We start from the raw sequence: 15,157 nt of genomic DNA, 5'->3' as shown, positions 1-15,157 counted from the left end.
AGGCTAGGGGAGTGATCTCGCCTCCCGACCCGCGCTCGTACGACCTCGACGCTGCGCGGACCCGCCTGCTGCCCGAGCGCGGGGGAAAGGTCGACGACAGCATCCCCCAACTCGCCGACGCCGACCCCGACCTCTGCGCCCTCGCGCTCGCTCTGCCCGACGGCTCGATCCGGTCGAGTCGACAGGCCACCGTCTCGTTCAGCGTGCAGTCGGCGGTCAAGCCGTTCCTGTTCGCTCTCGCGCTGCTCGACACCGACGGCGCGGCTCTCGATCGAGTCGGCATCGAGCCAACGGGGGAGTCGTTCGACGCGATCAAACTCGAGAGCGGCACGGGCCGACCCCCCAATCCCATGGTCAATGCCGGTGCCCTGCTGACCGCTTCGCTCGTCGAGGGCTCGGACCCCGAGTCGCGCAGTGCCCGCATCGCCCGCGGGCTCGCGGCCTTCGCCGGACGCGAGCTCGAGGTCGACGAAGACGTGGCCCACAACGAACACCTCCTCGGCGACCGCAATCACGCCCTCGCCCACCTCATGCGCGCAGAGGGCACCCTCGAGCCCTCGGCCGACGACACGGTCGCCGTGTACGCGCGGTCATGCGCGACGATCGTGGATGCCGAAACCCTCGCCGTCATGGGTGCGACATTGGCGTGCGGGGGTGTGAACCCGCGCACGGGGGAACGAGTGGTTCCCGAACGGGTCGCGCGGGATGTCATCTCGGTCATGGCGACCTGCGGCGTCTACGACGGCTCCGGTCGGTGGATGCGCGCCGTCGGCGTACCGGCGAAGTCCAGTGTCTCGGGGGCGATCGTGCTGTCGGCTCCCGGGCGTCTCGGCGCCGCGGTGGTGAGCCCGCCGCTCGACGAACAGGGGACGAGCGTGCGTGGACGCCTCGCGAGCGAAGCCTTGAGCGATGACCTCGCCCTGCACTCCTTCGCGTCGCGCTGACGACACCCGCCCCGCGATATGGGGAGGGACCGGGCGTTCGGCCTAGGCTGGCGCCATGGGGGCACGGGGGATCTACGTTGCGACGACCATCCGCGCGACGCTCGACGAGGTGTGGACGGCCACTCAGGACCCGTCCCAGCACGTGCGATGGGATGTCCGCTTCTCGAGGATCACACCCACCACGAGCACGCCGGACGGTGCCGCGCGGTTCGTCTATGAACGGCGGACGCCCGTGCACACCGTCCGCGGCGACGGCATCAGCATCGGCGAGACGTCTCGGCCCGATGGCACCCGCACCTCCGCCCTGAGGTTCACGACGCATGACCGGCTGTCACCGCTGCGCGATGGGCGCGGCTACTGGCGCTACGAGCCGGTGGACGACGGCATCCGCTTCTCAACCGGGTACGACTACGCGGCCGGGTGGGGCCCGCTCGACGTGATCGTTCGTCCGATCGTGGGCTGGGCGACCGCGTGGAGCTTCGACCGCTTGCGCCTGTGGCTCGAGACCGGCGTCGAGCCCGAACGGTACGCGCTGTGGCACGCCCTCGCGTTCTGGCGTGGAGACCGCCCACGTGCCTCGCGCTGCGAGCGGGTGCCCCCGCATCGACGGCGCGCCCTCGACGACGCTCCCGCCACGCTCGCGGCGCTGCCCGCGCCGGGAGGCACGCGATGACGTCGATCTTCGCGCGGGCGATGGGATCCGACTTCGACCGCCTGCACCCGATGATGCGGCGACGCTTCGGCGTCGGCCTCGACGAGGGTCAGGCGTGTGTCGGCCACGGCGTGATGAGCGAGATCCGCCGCGGTCCCTGGTGGACCGTCCCGTTCCTCCAGTTCGGCAAACTGCGCAACATCCTCGTGCCGACGGTGGGCACGAACGTTCCCTTCACCATCTGGAACAGCCCCTACCTCGACCCCTTCGGCCGCGAGACGGTCACCTTCGTGCGGGAGTACGAGGTCGCCGGCCGACCGGCCCGGTTCGACGCGACGATGATCTCCCACGAGGGCAGGGTGATCGACTACCTCGGCACACACCAGCACCTCGCCGTCGACCTCGACCTGCAGGTCGACGACGACGGCGGCCTGCTCCTCCGTTCGGGGGAGCAACGCTTCTACGAGGGACCGGTCGGATTCCGTTTCCCGATGCTTTTCAGCGGTCGCGCCACCCTCCGCGAACGCTTCGACGAGGGCGACGGCCGCTTCCACGTCGACATGCGCGTCGACAACGACCGACTCGGTTTCCTGTTCGGGTACCGCGGGAGCTTCACCTGCGAATGGATGCCGGCCTCCAACGCCCCGCCGCACGTGTTCCCCCGGCGACACGAATCACGCACCTGATCCACACGCTCGCGAATGCGAGAATGACGGCGCCCCCACGCCGGTCCGGTCCTTCCGAAGGAGTCCCCATGCAGCCCGTCGTGCGTCGCCGCGCCTCGCGCACCGTCACCGTCGGCGTCGTCGCCGCGCTCGCCGCCACCCTCACCGGGTGCGGCCAGGGAACGAACGTCTCGGAGGACTACGCCCAGATCTGCCGCGACAACTCCACCGAGAAGCGCCTCCCCGATGACGACTGCAACAATCACGGCGGCAGCGCGCACTGGTACTACCTGCCATTGGGTTCGAGCAGTCGCACGGTACCCGCTGTCGGCCAGCCCGCGACCGGTGGTGCCGACAGCCTCCCGTCGGGCAAGACCGCGGCACGTGGCATCTCGAGCGACGGTGCCAGCGTCTCGCGCGGCGGCTTCGGCGGTTCGGGCTCCGACGGAAGCCACGGCAGCTGATGCGGCGCGTCGAGCTCGATCCGCGCCCTGACTGGGAGCGCACCATCAAGCAGTCCGGACTCATCTACTCGCACTCCATCCGCGACGATGGCACGGCGGTCGACTACTGGAACGACGGCGCTGCGTACGTCTTCACGCTCCCGGAGGTCGAGGAGCTCGAGAAGCAAACCGAAGAACTGCATCGGATGAGTCTCGAGGCCGCCAGGTACATGGCATCCGGTGAACTCGGTCACCTCGGGCTCAGCCCGAAGGCGTTCGAGCTCGCCCAGTGGTCGCTCGAGCAGAACGAACCCGACGTCTACGCCCGTTTCGACCTCGCCTACGCCGGTGACGGATCACCCGCGAAGATGCTCGAGTACAACGGCGACACCCCGACCGGTCTGATCGAGGCCTCGGTCACCCAGTGGTTCTGGCTGCAGGACCGGCTCAGGAGCGGGGCGCTTCCCGCCGACACCGATCAGTGGAACGGCCTGCACGAGGCCCTGGTGGAGCGCTGGCGCACTCTTCTCCACCGCTCGCTCGAAGAAGGCGAGGGCGGACGCCTGTTCGTTGCGCACTCGGATGCCGACACCTACGGCGAGGACTGGGACACCGTCGCCTACATGCGTGATCTCGCGGGCGAGGCCGGTTGGGAGCACACCGGCATCGAGATGAAGGAGATCGGCTGGCACCACGGCGCGCGACAGTTCGTGGGCGTGCCGGAGCCGTGGGGTTCCTCGCGCAGCATCGCGGCGCTGCCGGGTGACACCCCGGGCACGCAGTACCCCGTCATCCGCAACCTCTTCAAGCTCTACCCCTGGGAGGACCTCGTCTCGGGGGAGGACCGCGTCGCCGGCGACCAGGAGTTCGGGGCGCTGCTCATTGCGGGGCGAGGACTCTTCGGCCGCTGGTACGAACCGGCGTGGAAGATGTTCCTCTCGAACAAGCTCCTCCTCGTCGCCCTCTGGCGGCTGTTCCCCGGCCACCCCAACCTGCTGCCCGCCTACGCCGACGGGCCGAACGGCATGACCGACTTCGTCGTCAAACCCGTCTTCGGTCGAGAGGGAGACGGCATCCGGGTACACCGCCGTGACGGCAGCGTCATCTCGAACGGCCAGGAGTACCGGCGAGAGGGCACCGGACGGGAGCGCGTTTGGCAGGAGTACCACGAGCTCCCCGACTTCCCGGGAAGCAATGGGAGCAATCACCCCGTGCTCGGTTCGTGGGTCATCAACGACGAGGCGTTCGGAGTCGGCATCCGCGAGTCCGACGGCCCCATCACCGACTACTACTGCCGCTTCGCCCCGAACATCATCGAGAGCTGACCGCGCCGCCCCTCTCGAGCTCGCTCACGCGTCGATGTCGTCGACACCCGGCATCCACGAGATACCGGGTTTGCCCCACTTGCGCTTCTTCGCGATCTTCGCCGCGACCCGGCCGTCTTCCTCGTCGAGACGATCCACGTACAGGATGCCGTCGAGGTGATCGAACTCGTGCTGCAGGATGCGTGCCCGCCAGCCCGTGACCTCGATACGGACCGCGTGGCCGTCGAGATCGGTGCCGGTGAGCAGCGCCGCCTCGGACCGGCGCAGCGGAAAGCGCTCGCCGGGGAACGACAGGCACCCCTCGCTCTCTTCGTCGGGGTCGGGGTAGCCCGGTTCCATCGGACGGATCCACAGCTCGGGATTGATGACCACGCCGCGCCACGGCTGACCCTCATCGTCTTCGTACGTGTACGTGAAAATGCGGAGTCCGACACCGACCTGCGGAGCCGCGAGGCCCACACCGGGGGCGGCGTCCATCGTCTCGAACATGTCGGCGACAAGCGCGCGCACCTCATCGGTGATCTCGTCGACGCGGGCAGCGGGAGCGTGCAGCACGGGATCACCCATGATGCGAATCGGGAGTACGGCCACGTCACCAGCCTATCCAGGGGGCGGCGGGCTATCGTCGGAGGGTGATCCCGCTCGATGCCACCCTCAGCGACGGAATCGACCAACTCGTCGGTGTCTTCCGCGACCCACGTATCCTGCTCGGCATTCCGCTGGCCCTTCTCGGCGCGGTGTTCATGTCGTTCGGCGCGCAGTATCAGCACCGGGGAGTGCAGAAGGTCGAGCGCCTCTCGGGCAAGACCACCGGTGGCCTCTCACGCAAGCAGCTCACGTCTCTGTTGACGCGTCCCTCGTGGGTTGCGGGCACGGTCATGCTGGGCCTGGCGATCGTGTGCCAGCTCTCAGCGCTGTCGGTGGCCCCGCTGATCCTCGTGCAGCCGCTCGGGGCCATCGCCCTCGTCATCACGACGGTGCTGAACGCCCGCGTCTCGGGGCAGAAGCCGACGCGGCAGTCGCTCATCGCGATCGCGCTGTGCGTCGGCGGCATTTTCATCTTCGTCACGATCGCCGCGTTCTTCGCCACCGAACACGTGGTCACCGAGCGCGAACTGTGGATCATCCTCGGCATCCTGGCCGTCGTCGTCATCGTGTTCGGTGTGTTCTGGGTGCTGGTGCGCCGTCGCGCTCAGGCGCTGTTCTACATCATGGCCGCAGGCGTGATCTATGGTTTCGTCGCGACGCTCGCCAAGGTCGTCATCAGTCGGGCACAGGCGGGCAACTTCGAGTGGCTGACGATGCTGTGCCTGGTCGCGCTGCTCGCCGCCGTCGCCGTGGGCGCCTACTTCGTGCAGACGGCATACTCGGTCGGCCCGCCCGACCTCGTCATCGCGGGTCTCACCGTGATCGACCCGATCGTTGCTGTGTTGATCGGCCTTCTGGTGCTCGGCGAGGCGTCGACGGCCCCCGCGTGGGCGCTCATCGGTTTCGTGATTGCCGGTGCGATCGCGACGTGGGGAGTGATCCAGTTGACCAAGCACCACCCTCAGGTGACGGCGGATGGGAAGCCGGCGAAGCCTCGGGTGAAGTAGGCCGTTCGAGGGGACGTGGCGCGCCTGGAGCTGTACCGCTGGTCGATCGCGGAGTGGCGCTCCTCAAACGGGATAGCGCCGAAGCAGAGCGGTCACCATTCCCTGATGTCTCGCAGATCGGACTGCAGGAGCCCGAGCAACTTGCCCTGCACAGCGTCTTTCAAACCAAGCTCGCCTGCGGCAGAGGCGAGTGACACGTCCTGACCTTCCGGGTCCTTTGCCAAGAGATCCATGGATCCTAAGCGCATGTCTTCTGTGCCGCGACCGATGGCCGCGAGGATTGGCCGCAACGTTTCCGCGGACACGACCCCCCATTCGTCATCCGAGTCATCCAGGGTGACGCGCAGGACCATTGTGCTCGAGATCGATGCTGTGTAGTCCGCAGTCGCCTCGCGAACACCAACGTTACTCGACTCACGTTGCGCCGCTAACTGGTCCGCACGCTGCTGCCCGGTGGGTCCGAAGCCGACACAACCGGCGATCAAGGTTGTGTATGTAGCGACCAGCACCATGGCGCGAGGACGTCTGCCCGCGAGATACCGAGACTGCTGTGCTCGAGTTCGTCCACCAACGCGGCTGCCCGGGTGTCAAGCGATGGCCCCAACGGGAAGCACCCCGTCAGCGCCATCCCGAGGGCCGTGATCATCGCCACATACGCCGGTCCACGTGCTCATAATCGCATCATCTTCCTTGGCTCGCGGTCACTTCCCGGCGTAGGAGGTCCATTCCTCCGCTACAAGCGTCAGCGAGTCGCCGTTGAGTGACTTTTGAAGTCCGAGCTCCGTCGCGGCATCTCGGAACGATAGGTCTTTCCCGGAATCGTCGTCGGCGTAAAGATACAGACTGGTCACTTTCATGTCTGCAGCGTTGTCTGCCGTAACCGCGAGGATGCGTGTCAGGGTCGCGGCGGCGACCTCGCGGCCGCCCGACTCCAGACCGTCGGAGGAGAGTTTCACTGTGACGGTCAAGCCACCCGCGGCAGAGGGGGTAGTAACCACTTTCGCGCCCACGACACCGCTACCCGCGGATTCGAGCGCCGCTGTGAGCTGCGCCTCCTTGTCGCCGGCGCTGGGCCCGCCGAAGCAGGCGGTCAGTCCGAACAAGAGCGTTACCGTCAGAAGGGTCAATCCCGCACGCACAGTGTTGACGCCCATCATTCCCCCAAAGCTCGTGCGCCAGCGAGGTCGCACGATTCGTAAACATCCGCGAGAGTGCGGATCGTCGCCGCGTTCCGACTGAGGCGAGCTGCACGAGCGCGGGTCTCTATCATCGCCCGCGTACTCGACGAAACTGCGGCATCCGTGGCTTCACCGCTGGTCTGCGCATTCAACGCCGCGATAGCCGTTTGAAGCTGGGTTGCCACCGATTCCAGCTGGGCCGCCTGCGCATCGAGGTTCTGCGCGTGGTCAGCGAGCGAACCGAGTTGGACGTCGAGTCGCCCGCTCATCGAGCCGCCCCCCGTTCATCTGACCCCTTTCGAAGCCCAGAAACGAGCGGGAAAGACTCGCCGAACATTGTCGACGCGCGATCCGCAGCCTCGGACCGTGCCGCTGCCTGCGCGCGGGAGATGGTTTCTGTGAGGACCGACGAAAGCCGGGCATCAGTACGAAAGCCGCTGGCGAGGGTGACATCTAGGATCTTTCCGTCTGCGGCGGATGTGACGGTGCATTCTCCGCCCTCGCTTCGAATGGTCTCCGACACGGACCGCAGCTCTTCCATAGCACCATCGGCACGTTCTCTGGCAATGGCAGCTGCAGCGAACTGCGTTTCTAGACGGGCACGCGCTGCTTCAACCCGTTCGTCAATACTGAAGTCCATACTTTCACTCTCCAGACTTTCCGACGTAAACCTCTTCTACCGTGCCATTGAGGAAGGTCCAGTCGTTTTTCAGATTCCCGCCGTTCGAGAGGTAGTCCCTGAAGTCAGAGGTGTACGTGTCGGCGTTGTGCGTCTTGTTGGGGTCGATGGAACCGCCCGGATCAGACAAGACAACCCAGTCGATGTTCTTGGGCACGGTTCCGGCGACCACCACGCTCGGCCCTAGCGGACCGTTGACGACATCTGCATTCCAGTCGACAGGTGCTCGGCCATCGAGCTTCGGGACGGGGTCCGAGACGTGTTCAACCTGCAGTACTGGAATATGACTCGGAATGTCGTATTGCTCCGTGGGGGAGCCATTCGTGACGACCCCGATCGTGTTGTACGGCGAAGACGAGTCGGCGCCAAGATTTCCGGCCATGATCCCCCCTTGGCTGAACCCGGACCACACTACGTCCGACCCGGGGGGTACCCCTGCATCTTCCATCATCTTCTGAACCGCGCGCTCATACTGCGTGCGGATAATGGGGTTATCCATCAAGACAAGGGCGATGTTGCTGTCGAGGTCGTTGAGTGGGGCATAGTCCTTCAACGAGTCCCCCAAGGGATCGTCGCCGAGGATGCCCTTCAGAATGCCCCAGTCCAGGGTCGAGGGCAGATTGACCAACGTGTAAGTAGACCCGTCAGGCCTCCGGATCGTGGAGATACTCACCGCTGTCTGGTCTTTACCGCTGATGCGATCGATCAATCCATTGCCCTCAATGAGATCACCGGGCGACGAGATCGAACCCCGCTTCATGAGTTCTTCGTACGCCTGATCGTCACTAGCGGCGCTCGGATCAAGCTCGCCCACCGACGGGTCCGCTTTAAGCATGTCGCCAAGCCCTGTTCCGAGGAGGTACCCAACCGGGCCCCCGACGAACGCTGCGATGCCCGGCAGCATGCGACCCAGGAGATCCTGGAGGACGACCAAGCCGTCACCGACGATCGGCCCAAGCTCCCCGAGCAGACGGCCCAGCTGCCCGAGCGCCGTGAGGAGCTGCTCGATCAGGTCCCGCGCCAACACGATGATGTCCCACGCCGCGTCCGCGAACTCGCGGATGGCGTCGAGCTTGTCGAACGGGTTCAGGGTGAAGCTGGTCAACGAATCCGCCAAACGCGCCAGGGCGTTCAGCAGGCCGCAGATCGCGTCGCGGCAGGCGGTGACCAGAGTCGAGGCGAGGGCCAGCGCAGACGACGCGGCACCCGCCCAGTCCTGCACGTCCGTCAACACCCTCGAGACGTCTTCGTACCGCTGGCGAAGGGCCCGCACAGTCCGGCCATCGAGGTCGTCGAGAGCCCGCGCGGCGGACGCGAGGTCGAGGGTCACCTCCGACACCGACGACTCGACCGTGCGCCACTCCGACGAGCGCAGGGATATGGCGCCCGGGTCGCCCTGCAGTTCGTCCATCCACTGGGGGAGTGGCTGCACGTAGGTGATCAGCCAGCCTGCGAAACCGGGGATGCCGTCGCACCCTCCACCCGACGAGCGTGACGCCCCTCCGGCCCACGACTCGCTGCGCAGCTGCGCAGCGACGGCGGCAGCGCCGCTCACGACTCGAACTCCTGCATCACCGCGACGGCCTGTTCCTCGACCTCGTCGAACGACTCGCGTGCGACCTGCACGCCCTTCTGCATCGTCGCAACGAGCTCTCTTGCGCTCGACAGCAACTGCGCGGTGTTGCTCGCAAGACCGTTCGCAGCTCCGACGACGATTCCCGACGCCAGAACGCCGAATGCCGAGCCAGGAAGCGGCGTTCCGGCGGCGGACGCCGCGGCATCCAGCGAATCGCTTACGCGTCCTAACGTTGACGCCTGTTCTGCCAGGACGTCGGTGTCCATGATGATGTGCGTTCTTCCCGCCACGGGGCCCCCGCTCGTGTCAGCTTTGCCAACACCATAGCGAAAGCCCTCGCCGCTTCGCAGGAATGCTCACCACCTGTGGATAACCGGATGACGGTAGGCTCGACGTCGCTGGGGGCGGTGGCCAAGCTGGTCAAGGCAGCGGGCTCATAACCCGACGATCGTGGGTTCAAGTCCCACCCGCCCTACGCGAGACCCCCGGCCGGGATCACCTGGTCGGGGGTCCTTCTCGGGGCGACGAACCTGGTCAGCCGACCATCGACGGCCGGGAGAGCAGGAACAGCGAGAAGAACGTGGCCGCTGTGGACAGGATCACCCCGAGGGCGAGGTAGCCGCAGATCAACCCGATAACGGCCAGAGCCCGACCCACCCCGTAACGCCCGGCTGTCCGGAGTCCGAGGTGGCCCAGGATGATCGTCGCCACCGCTAGCGGAAACGCGGTGAAGATCGCGACGACGACGAGGTAGGGCAGGGGGACGAACGCCGCGTTGAGCACCGCGATCGGGCCCAGCACGACGGCGGCGATAGCGGTTCCGTTCGTCACCGCCGGCAACGGCGGCGGTAGGAAAGGCGGCTGCTGCGGGGGCAGGGCGGGCGACGTCATGCCCCGACCCTAGCGGCGTGCGGAACGACCGCACGGGCGACGAATGCCAAAGTCGGACGTGCCCATGAGCCTCACTGCGGTGGCGGGGCGAATGTGACCATGGTGAGCCCGACGGCAACTGCCGTAAGGCCGCAAGGTACCCCGTGCGATCGGTGCGTACCGGCAGTCATGGGCCGCGTTCCTATCGCCCGTCCCGGTGACCCACCCCGATCTCAACGCAAGCGTAACGCTCAGACAGGTGCCGTGCGAGCACAGTCGTGCGTCCGCGAAAAGAGAGCGTCACCACGCCGGGAGGGGCCGTCGACGCTGCGCCCGGTGCCCGAATTGCCGCGAACACGTCAACCCGCAGCAGGCACCTGTCGAAAGCCGACGACAGCGGGGCGCGATCCGTGCAAAGGGGTGTCGTAAGACGCCCCCGGTGCACGGTCCGCGCCCCGGAACGATCTCCGAAACCGACGCCGTCCGTCCTACGAGCCGTGCGCCTCCTCCGAGACCGGCTGCCACTCGCGCCACGTCTGCAGCCGCGACTCGTAGTCGCGCTCAGCGATTCCGAGCGGCGCTTTGCCGAAGAAGATGCGCAGCGGCGGGTTCTCGGCATCCACCACCTTCAAGATCGCCGCGCGCGTCGCCTCGGGCTTGCCGGGGTCGGCAGCAGAGGGGCGCTTGGCCGCCTGCTCTCGCACGTCGGCGTAGGCGTCGATCTCGTCGCTGCGCTGAGCAGAGGGGCCCGACCAGTCGGTCGAGTACCCGCCGGGCTCGATGAGGGTCACGTGGATGCCGAAGCCGGCAACCTCCTGCGAAAGAGACTGCGACAGCCCCTCGAGCGCCCACTTGGACGCGTGATAGGCGCCGACAGTCGGGAACGCGCTGATGCCGCCGATGCTCGACACCTGGATGATGTGGCCCGAGCCCTGCGCGCGCATGATCGGCAGGGCCGCCTGCGTGACCCAGAGGGCGCCGAAGAAGTTGGTCTCGAGCTGCGCGCGCACCTCGTCCTCGGTCAGCTCCTCGACCATGCCGAAGTGCCCGTAGCCGGCGTTGTTGACGACGACATCGAGCTGACCGAACTTCTCGTGTGCTTTCTTCACGGCGTCGACGTCGGCGGAGCGGTCGGTCACGTCGAGCTGAAGGGGGAAGAACGTGTCGGGGTAACCGTCGACCAGCTCTTTCACGTCGTCGAGGTTGCGGGCGGTGCCCGCGACGTTGTCGCCGCGTTCGAGGGCTGCCTCGGCCCATTCGCGGCCGAAGCCCTTTGATGCGCCGGTGATGAACCAGGTCTTGCTCATGAGTGTCCTCCGAAGAGATGTGGGGGTGAACGCGGGCGACGGTACGCCGCGGCGATCAGAAACTCCTCGGGTTGACACCCCACGCTCGCGCCACCATCGGAAAGCCCCGCCCGCGATGAACGGACGGGGCCTTCGCGACACGAGGGTCAACGAGCGGCGGTCGCCAGCTCTCCCGGCCCGGGCAGGATCTCGCGCAGAAGGTCATCGAGCGTCACGACACCGAGCAGACTCTCACCCTCGACCACCGTCGCCAGCTGCACACGACCGCGGCGCATCCGTGCAAGGGCGTCGTACGCGGATGCCGTGGGCTCGAGAACCAGCGGATCGCGGGCGATCTCGAGCGCCGGCGTAGCCGGGTCGACCGTCAGCGCGTCGCGCACGTGCGCGACGCGCGACGAGGCGCCCGAACCGACGAGGATGCGCAAGTGCGTAGACGAGGCGGCGACGGCCTGGACGTCGGCCACCGTGGCATCTGCGGGCACGCTCGTGGGGGAACGGTCGGTGCGGACGATGTCACCCACGGTCAGGGTGCCGAGCGCGATCGCCTGTGCGATCGGCTCGGAGTACTGCTTCTCGAGCGTGCCCGCCTGACGTGAGTGCGCCACGAGCTCGCGGATCGTGTCGGCGTCCTGTCCGCCCGCGGCGGCCTTGTCGACCGGCTCGACGCCCGAGGCCTTCACGAGGCGGTTCGCGATGTGGTTGATCCACAGCAGGAACGGACGCAGCGGCCAGGTGAGAGCGCGGGCGAGGATGCCGGTGGCTTTCGCCGCGGTCTCGGGATGCGCGATCGCCCACGACTTCGGCGCCATCTCGCCGATCACGAGGTGCAGGAAGGTCACGACGATCAGCGCGAGCATGAACGCGATGATGTCGGCGAGCACGTAGGGCAGGCCCCAGGCCTCGAAGGCCGGCGCCAACGCGTAGTCGATCGCGGGCTTGGTGATGGCACCGAGCAGGAAGGTACATGCCGTGATGCCGAGCTGCGCGAACGCCAGCATGACGGTCAGCTCGTTGACCCCGCGAAGGGCGGCACGCGCCGAGGCGCTGGTGGCGGCCTCCTCTTCGAGACGGTGCCGACGAGCGGCGAGCAGAGCGAACTCCACGATGACGAAGAACGCGCTCGCGATGATCAGCGCGGTGGTGATGAGCGCGACGGTCCAGCCGTTCATCGGGCCACCTCCTCATCGACGGCAGGAGCTTCGTCGGCGGCATCGGCATCCCGATCCACCTCGTGCAGGTGGACCGTGAGTTGAGAGGGGACGTGCCGGTCCACCTCGACGACCTCGACGGCGAGCCAGCGCTCGATGTCGAGCCCCTGCACCGTCTCGGACGCCCGCTCGGGAAGGTCGATCCGCACAATCGTCCCGACGGCCGGAAGATCCCCGTGGGTCTCGATCACGAGTCCGGCCACGGTCTCGACGTCGCTGACGGCGAGGTCGAGACCGATCAGGCGCTCGAGCTCGTCGAGGTGCAGGTCGCCGGGGACCGTCCAGGCATGGTCTCCGTCGGCCGAGACCTCGGCGACCTCGACGTCGTGCTCGTCGGACAGCTCGCCGATGACCTCTTCGGTCAGGTCTTCGATCGTCAGGATGCCGTCGAAATTGCCGTATTCGTCGACGACGCAGGCGAGCTCGTTCCGCGAACGGCGCATGCGGTCGAGGGCGACGGGCAGAAGCATCGAGGTCGGAATCACGACGGCGGCGCGCATGACGGAGGCCACGGGGGCATCGTCCGCGGGCTGCTCGCGGAGGACATCGATCAGTTCGACGACGCCGACGGGAGAGTCTTCGTCGCCGATCACGGGGTAGCGGGTGTGACCGGTTGCCATGAGCGCGCGAACCTCGCCGACCGTGGTGTCGGGGCTCACCGAACCCACCTGGGAGCGCGGCACCATCGCATGCTCGACGTCGCGCTGCGGGAAATCGAGGATGCGGTCGATGATCATCGACAGGTCGTCGGGCAGGTCGCCGCTCACGCGCGACTCCTCGATGATCGCTTCGAGGTCGCGCGCGGTGGCGCTCTCGTCGACGTCTTCGAGCGGCTCGATGCGCAGCAGGCGTAGCAGGGCGTTGGCGGCCACATCGAACACGGTGATGAGCCAGCCGAAAAGCAGCAGGTAGATGCGCGTCGGCACGGCCAGCGCACGGGCCAGGGGCTCGGGGCTCGCAATGGCCAGGTTCTTCGGGTACAGCTCTCCGAAGATCATCGTGACGACGGTGGCCAGGAGCAGGGCGCCGATGGTGCCGATGAGTACCGAGACGGCCGGGTCGATGCCGACCCCGCCGAGGAGCGTACCGAGCGACTCACCGATCAGCGGTTCGGCCACGTAGCCGATCAGAAGGCCCGTGACGGTGATGCCCAGCTGGGCACCCGACAGCATGAAGGAGGTGCGCTTGGTGATCGCCAGCACGCGCTTGGCCTGCGCGTCGCCCTTCTCGGCCTTCGCCGCCATCCGCGACCGGTCGACGGACATGTAGGCGAACTCCTGTGCGACGAAGAAGCCGCAGGCGACGATGATCGCCAGAGTCACGACGATGCCCAACAGCAGTGTCAGGGCCGCAGCCAGCATCAGATCTCACCCCCTCTCTGGAAGAGGGGGCTCGAAGATCGGCCCTCCTGGTCGGTGGAGGTGCGGTGATGGCTCACGGATTTTCTCTCTCGTGGGTCGATGATCAGTGATCGCACCGACTTTATCGAGCGGGAACCCCGCGAGGCTGGGGATTCACCCCGACTGCGCGATCACCCTGCCTCGGTGATCTTCTGGTCGGTGTTCGTGTACACGATCGAGTCGGCCGTGGTTCCCACCAACCCCAGAGTCAGTCGCGCCAGGCCCGGCGCGATGCCGTCTGCCGGCGGGGGAGTGTCGGCCCCGAGAGTGAGAGTCTTGCCGTCCGCGGTGGTGGCCGACAGCGAGTTCAGGTACACAGACACGTGCCCCGACAGCGTCATGCGGTCGGCGGTCGTGACCAGCGCAGGTCCCGTCTCGCGCCGAACCGTCAGCGCGAACCCCTCGATCGTGATCTGATCCGCCGTCATTTTCAACGCGGTGATGCGCGTACCATCGGCCAGCGGCACCGTGACGACGCTGACGAGCGGGATGCCGCGGAACGATAGCGACTGCGCCCCGAGCTGTGCCGACGGTTGCGTGAAGACGGGAGCATCCCGATCGGCGACGGCCGCCTGTGCCGGCGGCGTCGTCCCTTCGTCGGCGGGCGGTACCGAGGGTGCGGGCGTAGACGGCGCACCGGGTGCCGAGGATCCCGCATCGGGAACTGCCGGCAGGCCGGGAAGGGTGAGCCCCGGTGTCGGGGTGGGAGTCGGCGTCGATGTGGGGGCGGGCGTGGGGGCGCTGCAGGGAAACAGGATCGGAATGCACAGGCGGGCCGGGCGCAGTCCGTCGTCCGCCCACGCGGCTCCCGCTCCCGTCGCCCCGCCGAGCACCAGCATCGCCGCGGTCAGCGCGGCCGCGGCCCGGACCCGCTTCATCGCTCGACCCCCGTCGACGCGTTCTCCGCCTCCTCGATACGCGACGGAGGAGCGGCATCCGACTCTGCACGAGCCGGCGCCCACGATACGGCGATGATCCCGCCCACCGCGCTCAACAGCATCCCGAGCAGGAAACCGCCGAGATTGACACCGACCAGCGAGTACACCGCAACTGCCAAGGCGATGACACCGTAGAAGATGCGGTGCGCCGGCATGAGGATGAGCAGGATGCCGAGCAGCACGAGAACGACGGGGATCACCGTGGCCTGAAGCCCCTCGATCCCGAGCTGGATGTGCAGTCGCCCGATGTCGAGCTGGCTGGAAAAGAACATCTCGACACCGCCGAGCGCGACGAGGAGTCCGCCCACCAGGGGACGGCTGCGGCGCCACTCGTGAAAGCGCGCTCGAGCGAGCATGTCGGAGGGGGTCATGGCTAC

Annotated in this window: 18 protein-coding genes and 1 tRNA gene; 7 read left to right on the top strand and 12 right to left on the bottom strand. The window is 67.2% G+C overall.

The window, feature by feature from the left end:
• Positions 1–11 precede the first annotated feature (11 nt).
• The 5 genes from glsA to DEU35_RS13590 all read left to right on the top strand — a co-directional run bounded on the left by glsA (position 12) and on the right by DEU35_RS13590 (position 4,029).
• Complete coding sequence (glsA, locus tag DEU35_RS13610) at positions 12–944, top strand: glutaminase A (protein WP_258873563.1); 933 nt, start codon at positions 12–14, stop codon at positions 942–944.
• Positions 945–999: 55 nt separating this feature from the next.
• A complete protein-coding gene (locus DEU35_RS13605; protein ID WP_116239820.1) occupies positions 1,000–1,617 on the top strand; it encodes an SRPBCC family protein in 618 nt (205 codons plus the stop codon).
• Positions 1,614–2,282: a DUF4166 domain-containing protein gene (locus DEU35_RS13600; RefSeq protein WP_116239819.1), complete on the top strand. Its 669-nt coding sequence runs from the start codon at positions 1,614–1,616 to the stop codon at positions 2,280–2,282. The genes DEU35_RS13605 and DEU35_RS13600 overlap by 4 nt, the downstream gene beginning before the upstream one ends.
• A 68-nt stretch (positions 2,283–2,350) precedes the next feature.
• Positions 2,351–2,725, top strand: coding sequence for a tRNA-dihydrouridine synthase (locus DEU35_RS13595; RefSeq protein WP_103209293.1), 375 nt, complete (start codon positions 2,351–2,353; stop codon positions 2,723–2,725).
• Positions 2,725–4,029, top strand: a complete 1,305-nt coding sequence (locus tag DEU35_RS13590) for a glutathionylspermidine synthase family protein (protein ID WP_116239818.1) — start codon at positions 2,725–2,727, stop codon at positions 4,027–4,029. Before DEU35_RS13595 ends, DEU35_RS13590 begins: the two co-directional genes overlap by 1 nt.
• Before the next feature lie 24 nt (positions 4,030–4,053).
• Here the strand turns inward: DEU35_RS13590 and def are convergent, their stop codons facing one another.
• Positions 4,054–4,620: a peptide deformylase gene (gene def, locus DEU35_RS13585; protein WP_116239817.1), complete on the bottom strand. Its 567-nt coding sequence runs from the start codon at positions 4,618–4,620 to the stop codon at positions 4,054–4,056.
• A gap of 41 nt (positions 4,621–4,661) precedes the next feature.
• Here def and DEU35_RS13580 point away from each other — a divergent pair, with 41 nt between their 5' ends.
• Positions 4,662–5,624 (top strand): DMT family transporter, encoded by a 963-nt coding sequence (locus DEU35_RS13580; protein WP_174799693.1) that lies wholly within the window; start codon positions 4,662–4,664, stop codon positions 5,622–5,624.
• Between the two features lie 92 nt (positions 5,625–5,716).
• Here the strand turns inward: DEU35_RS13580 and DEU35_RS16880 are convergent, their stop codons facing one another.
• The 5 genes from DEU35_RS16880 to DEU35_RS13555 all read right to left on the bottom strand — a co-directional run bounded on the left by DEU35_RS16880 (position 5,717) and on the right by DEU35_RS13555 (position 9,323).
• A complete protein-coding gene (locus DEU35_RS16880) occupies positions 5,717–6,136 on the bottom strand; it encodes a hypothetical protein (protein ID WP_147301878.1) in 420 nt (139 codons plus the stop codon).
• Between the two features lie 189 nt (positions 6,137–6,325).
• Positions 6,326–6,781 (bottom strand): hypothetical protein, encoded by a 456-nt coding sequence (locus DEU35_RS13570; RefSeq protein WP_116239816.1) that lies wholly within the window; start codon positions 6,779–6,781, stop codon positions 6,326–6,328.
• Positions 6,782–7,067: 286 nt separating this feature from the next.
• Complete coding sequence (locus DEU35_RS17565; protein WP_116239815.1) at positions 7,068–7,442, bottom strand: YbaB/EbfC family nucleoid-associated protein; 375 nt, start codon at positions 7,440–7,442, stop codon at positions 7,068–7,070.
• 4 nt (positions 7,443–7,446) lie between these two features.
• Positions 7,447–9,036, bottom strand: coding sequence for a hypothetical protein (locus DEU35_RS13560; protein WP_116239814.1), 1,590 nt, complete (start codon positions 9,034–9,036; stop codon positions 7,447–7,449).
• A complete protein-coding gene (locus DEU35_RS13555) occupies positions 9,033–9,323 on the bottom strand; it encodes a hypothetical protein (protein WP_103209307.1) in 291 nt (96 codons plus the stop codon). The genes DEU35_RS13560 and DEU35_RS13555 overlap by 4 nt, the downstream gene beginning before the upstream one ends.
• A gap of 135 nt (positions 9,324–9,458) precedes the next feature.
• Here DEU35_RS13555 and DEU35_RS13550 point away from each other — a divergent pair.
• Positions 9,459–9,532, top strand: a tRNA-Ile gene (locus tag DEU35_RS13550).
• 59 nt (positions 9,533–9,591) lie between these two features.
• Here the strand turns inward: DEU35_RS13550 and DEU35_RS13545 are convergent.
• From DEU35_RS13545 to DEU35_RS13520, 6 genes are all read right to left on the bottom strand, one after another.
• Positions 9,592–9,948, bottom strand: a complete 357-nt coding sequence (locus tag DEU35_RS13545; RefSeq protein WP_147301877.1) for a hypothetical protein — start codon at positions 9,946–9,948, stop codon at positions 9,592–9,594.
• Positions 9,949–10,415: 467 nt separating this feature from the next.
• Positions 10,416–11,234, bottom strand: a complete 819-nt coding sequence (locus tag DEU35_RS13540) for an SDR family oxidoreductase (RefSeq protein ID WP_116239811.1) — start codon at positions 11,232–11,234, stop codon at positions 10,416–10,418.
• A 146-nt stretch (positions 11,235–11,380) separates the two neighbouring features.
• Positions 11,381–12,403 carry a CNNM domain-containing protein gene (locus DEU35_RS13535; RefSeq protein ID WP_116239810.1) on the bottom strand — a complete coding sequence of 341 codons (1,023 nt, stop codon included), beginning with the start codon at positions 12,401–12,403 and terminating at the stop codon, positions 11,381–11,383.
• Positions 12,400–13,803 carry a hemolysin family protein gene (locus DEU35_RS13530; protein WP_116239809.1) on the bottom strand — a complete coding sequence of 468 codons (1,404 nt, stop codon included), beginning with the start codon at positions 13,801–13,803 and terminating at the stop codon, positions 12,400–12,402. The genes DEU35_RS13535 and DEU35_RS13530 overlap by 4 nt, the downstream gene beginning before the upstream one ends.
• 170 nt (positions 13,804–13,973) lie before the next feature.
• A complete protein-coding gene (locus tag DEU35_RS13525) occupies positions 13,974–14,720 on the bottom strand; it encodes a hypothetical protein (RefSeq protein WP_116239808.1) in 747 nt (248 codons plus the stop codon).
• On the bottom strand, positions 14,717–15,151 hold the full coding sequence (locus DEU35_RS13520; protein ID WP_220340856.1) for a DUF6114 domain-containing protein: 435 nt from the start codon (positions 15,149–15,151) through the stop codon (positions 14,717–14,719). Before DEU35_RS13520 ends, DEU35_RS13525 begins: the two co-directional genes overlap by 4 nt.
• Positions 15,152–15,157: the final 6 nt, after the last annotated feature.

It is taken from the genome of Microbacterium sp. AG157, assembly GCF_003385695.1.
Classification (GTDB): Bacteria; Actinomycetota; Actinomycetes; order Actinomycetales; family Microbacteriaceae; genus Microbacterium; species Microbacterium testaceum.
The sequence above is the reverse complement of the archived record's forward strand: the minus strand, read 5'-3'. Positions and strand labels throughout refer to the sequence as shown.

Coding starts and splice junctions, on each gene's coding strand:
- DEU35_RS13605 (WP_116239820.1), top strand. CDS start 1,000: ATGGGGGCACGGGGGATCTACGTTGCGACGACCATCCGCGCGACGCTC.
- DEU35_RS13600 (WP_116239819.1), top strand. CDS start 1,614: ATGACGTCGATCTTCGCGCGGGCGATGGGATCCGACTTCGACCGCCTG.
- DEU35_RS13595 (WP_103209293.1), top strand. CDS start 2,351: ATGCAGCCCGTCGTGCGTCGCCGCGCCTCGCGCACCGTCACCGTCGGC.
- DEU35_RS13590 (WP_116239818.1), top strand. CDS start 2,725: ATGCGGCGCGTCGAGCTCGATCCGCGCCCTGACTGGGAGCGCACCATC.
- DEU35_RS16880 (WP_147301878.1), bottom strand. CDS start 6,136: ATGGTGCTGGTCGCTACATACACAACCTTGATCGCCGGTTGTGTCGGC.
- DEU35_RS13570 (WP_116239816.1), bottom strand. CDS start 6,781: ATGATGGGCGTCAACACTGTGCGTGCGGGATTGACCCTTCTGACGGTA.
- DEU35_RS17565 (WP_116239815.1), bottom strand. CDS start 7,442: ATGGACTTCAGTATTGACGAACGGGTTGAAGCAGCGCGTGCCCGTCTA.
- DEU35_RS13555 (WP_103209307.1), bottom strand. CDS start 9,323: ATGGACACCGACGTCCTGGCAGAACAGGCGTCAACGTTAGGACGCGTA.
- DEU35_RS13545 (WP_147301877.1), bottom strand. CDS start 9,948: ATGACGTCGCCCGCCCTGCCCCCGCAGCAGCCGCCTTTCCTACCGCCG.
- DEU35_RS13540 (WP_116239811.1), bottom strand. CDS start 11,234: ATGAGCAAGACCTGGTTCATCACCGGCGCATCAAAGGGCTTCGGCCGC.
- DEU35_RS13535 (WP_116239810.1), bottom strand. CDS start 12,403: ATGAACGGCTGGACCGTCGCGCTCATCACCACCGCGCTGATCATCGCG.
- DEU35_RS13530 (WP_116239809.1), bottom strand. CDS start 13,803: ATGCTGGCTGCGGCCCTGACACTGCTGTTGGGCATCGTCGTGACTCTG.
- DEU35_RS13525 (WP_116239808.1), bottom strand. CDS start 14,720: ATGAAGCGGGTCCGGGCCGCGGCCGCGCTGACCGCGGCGATGCTGGTG.
- DEU35_RS13520 (WP_220340856.1), bottom strand. CDS start 15,151: ATGACCCCCTCCGACATGCTCGCTCGAGCGCGCTTTCACGAGTGGCGC.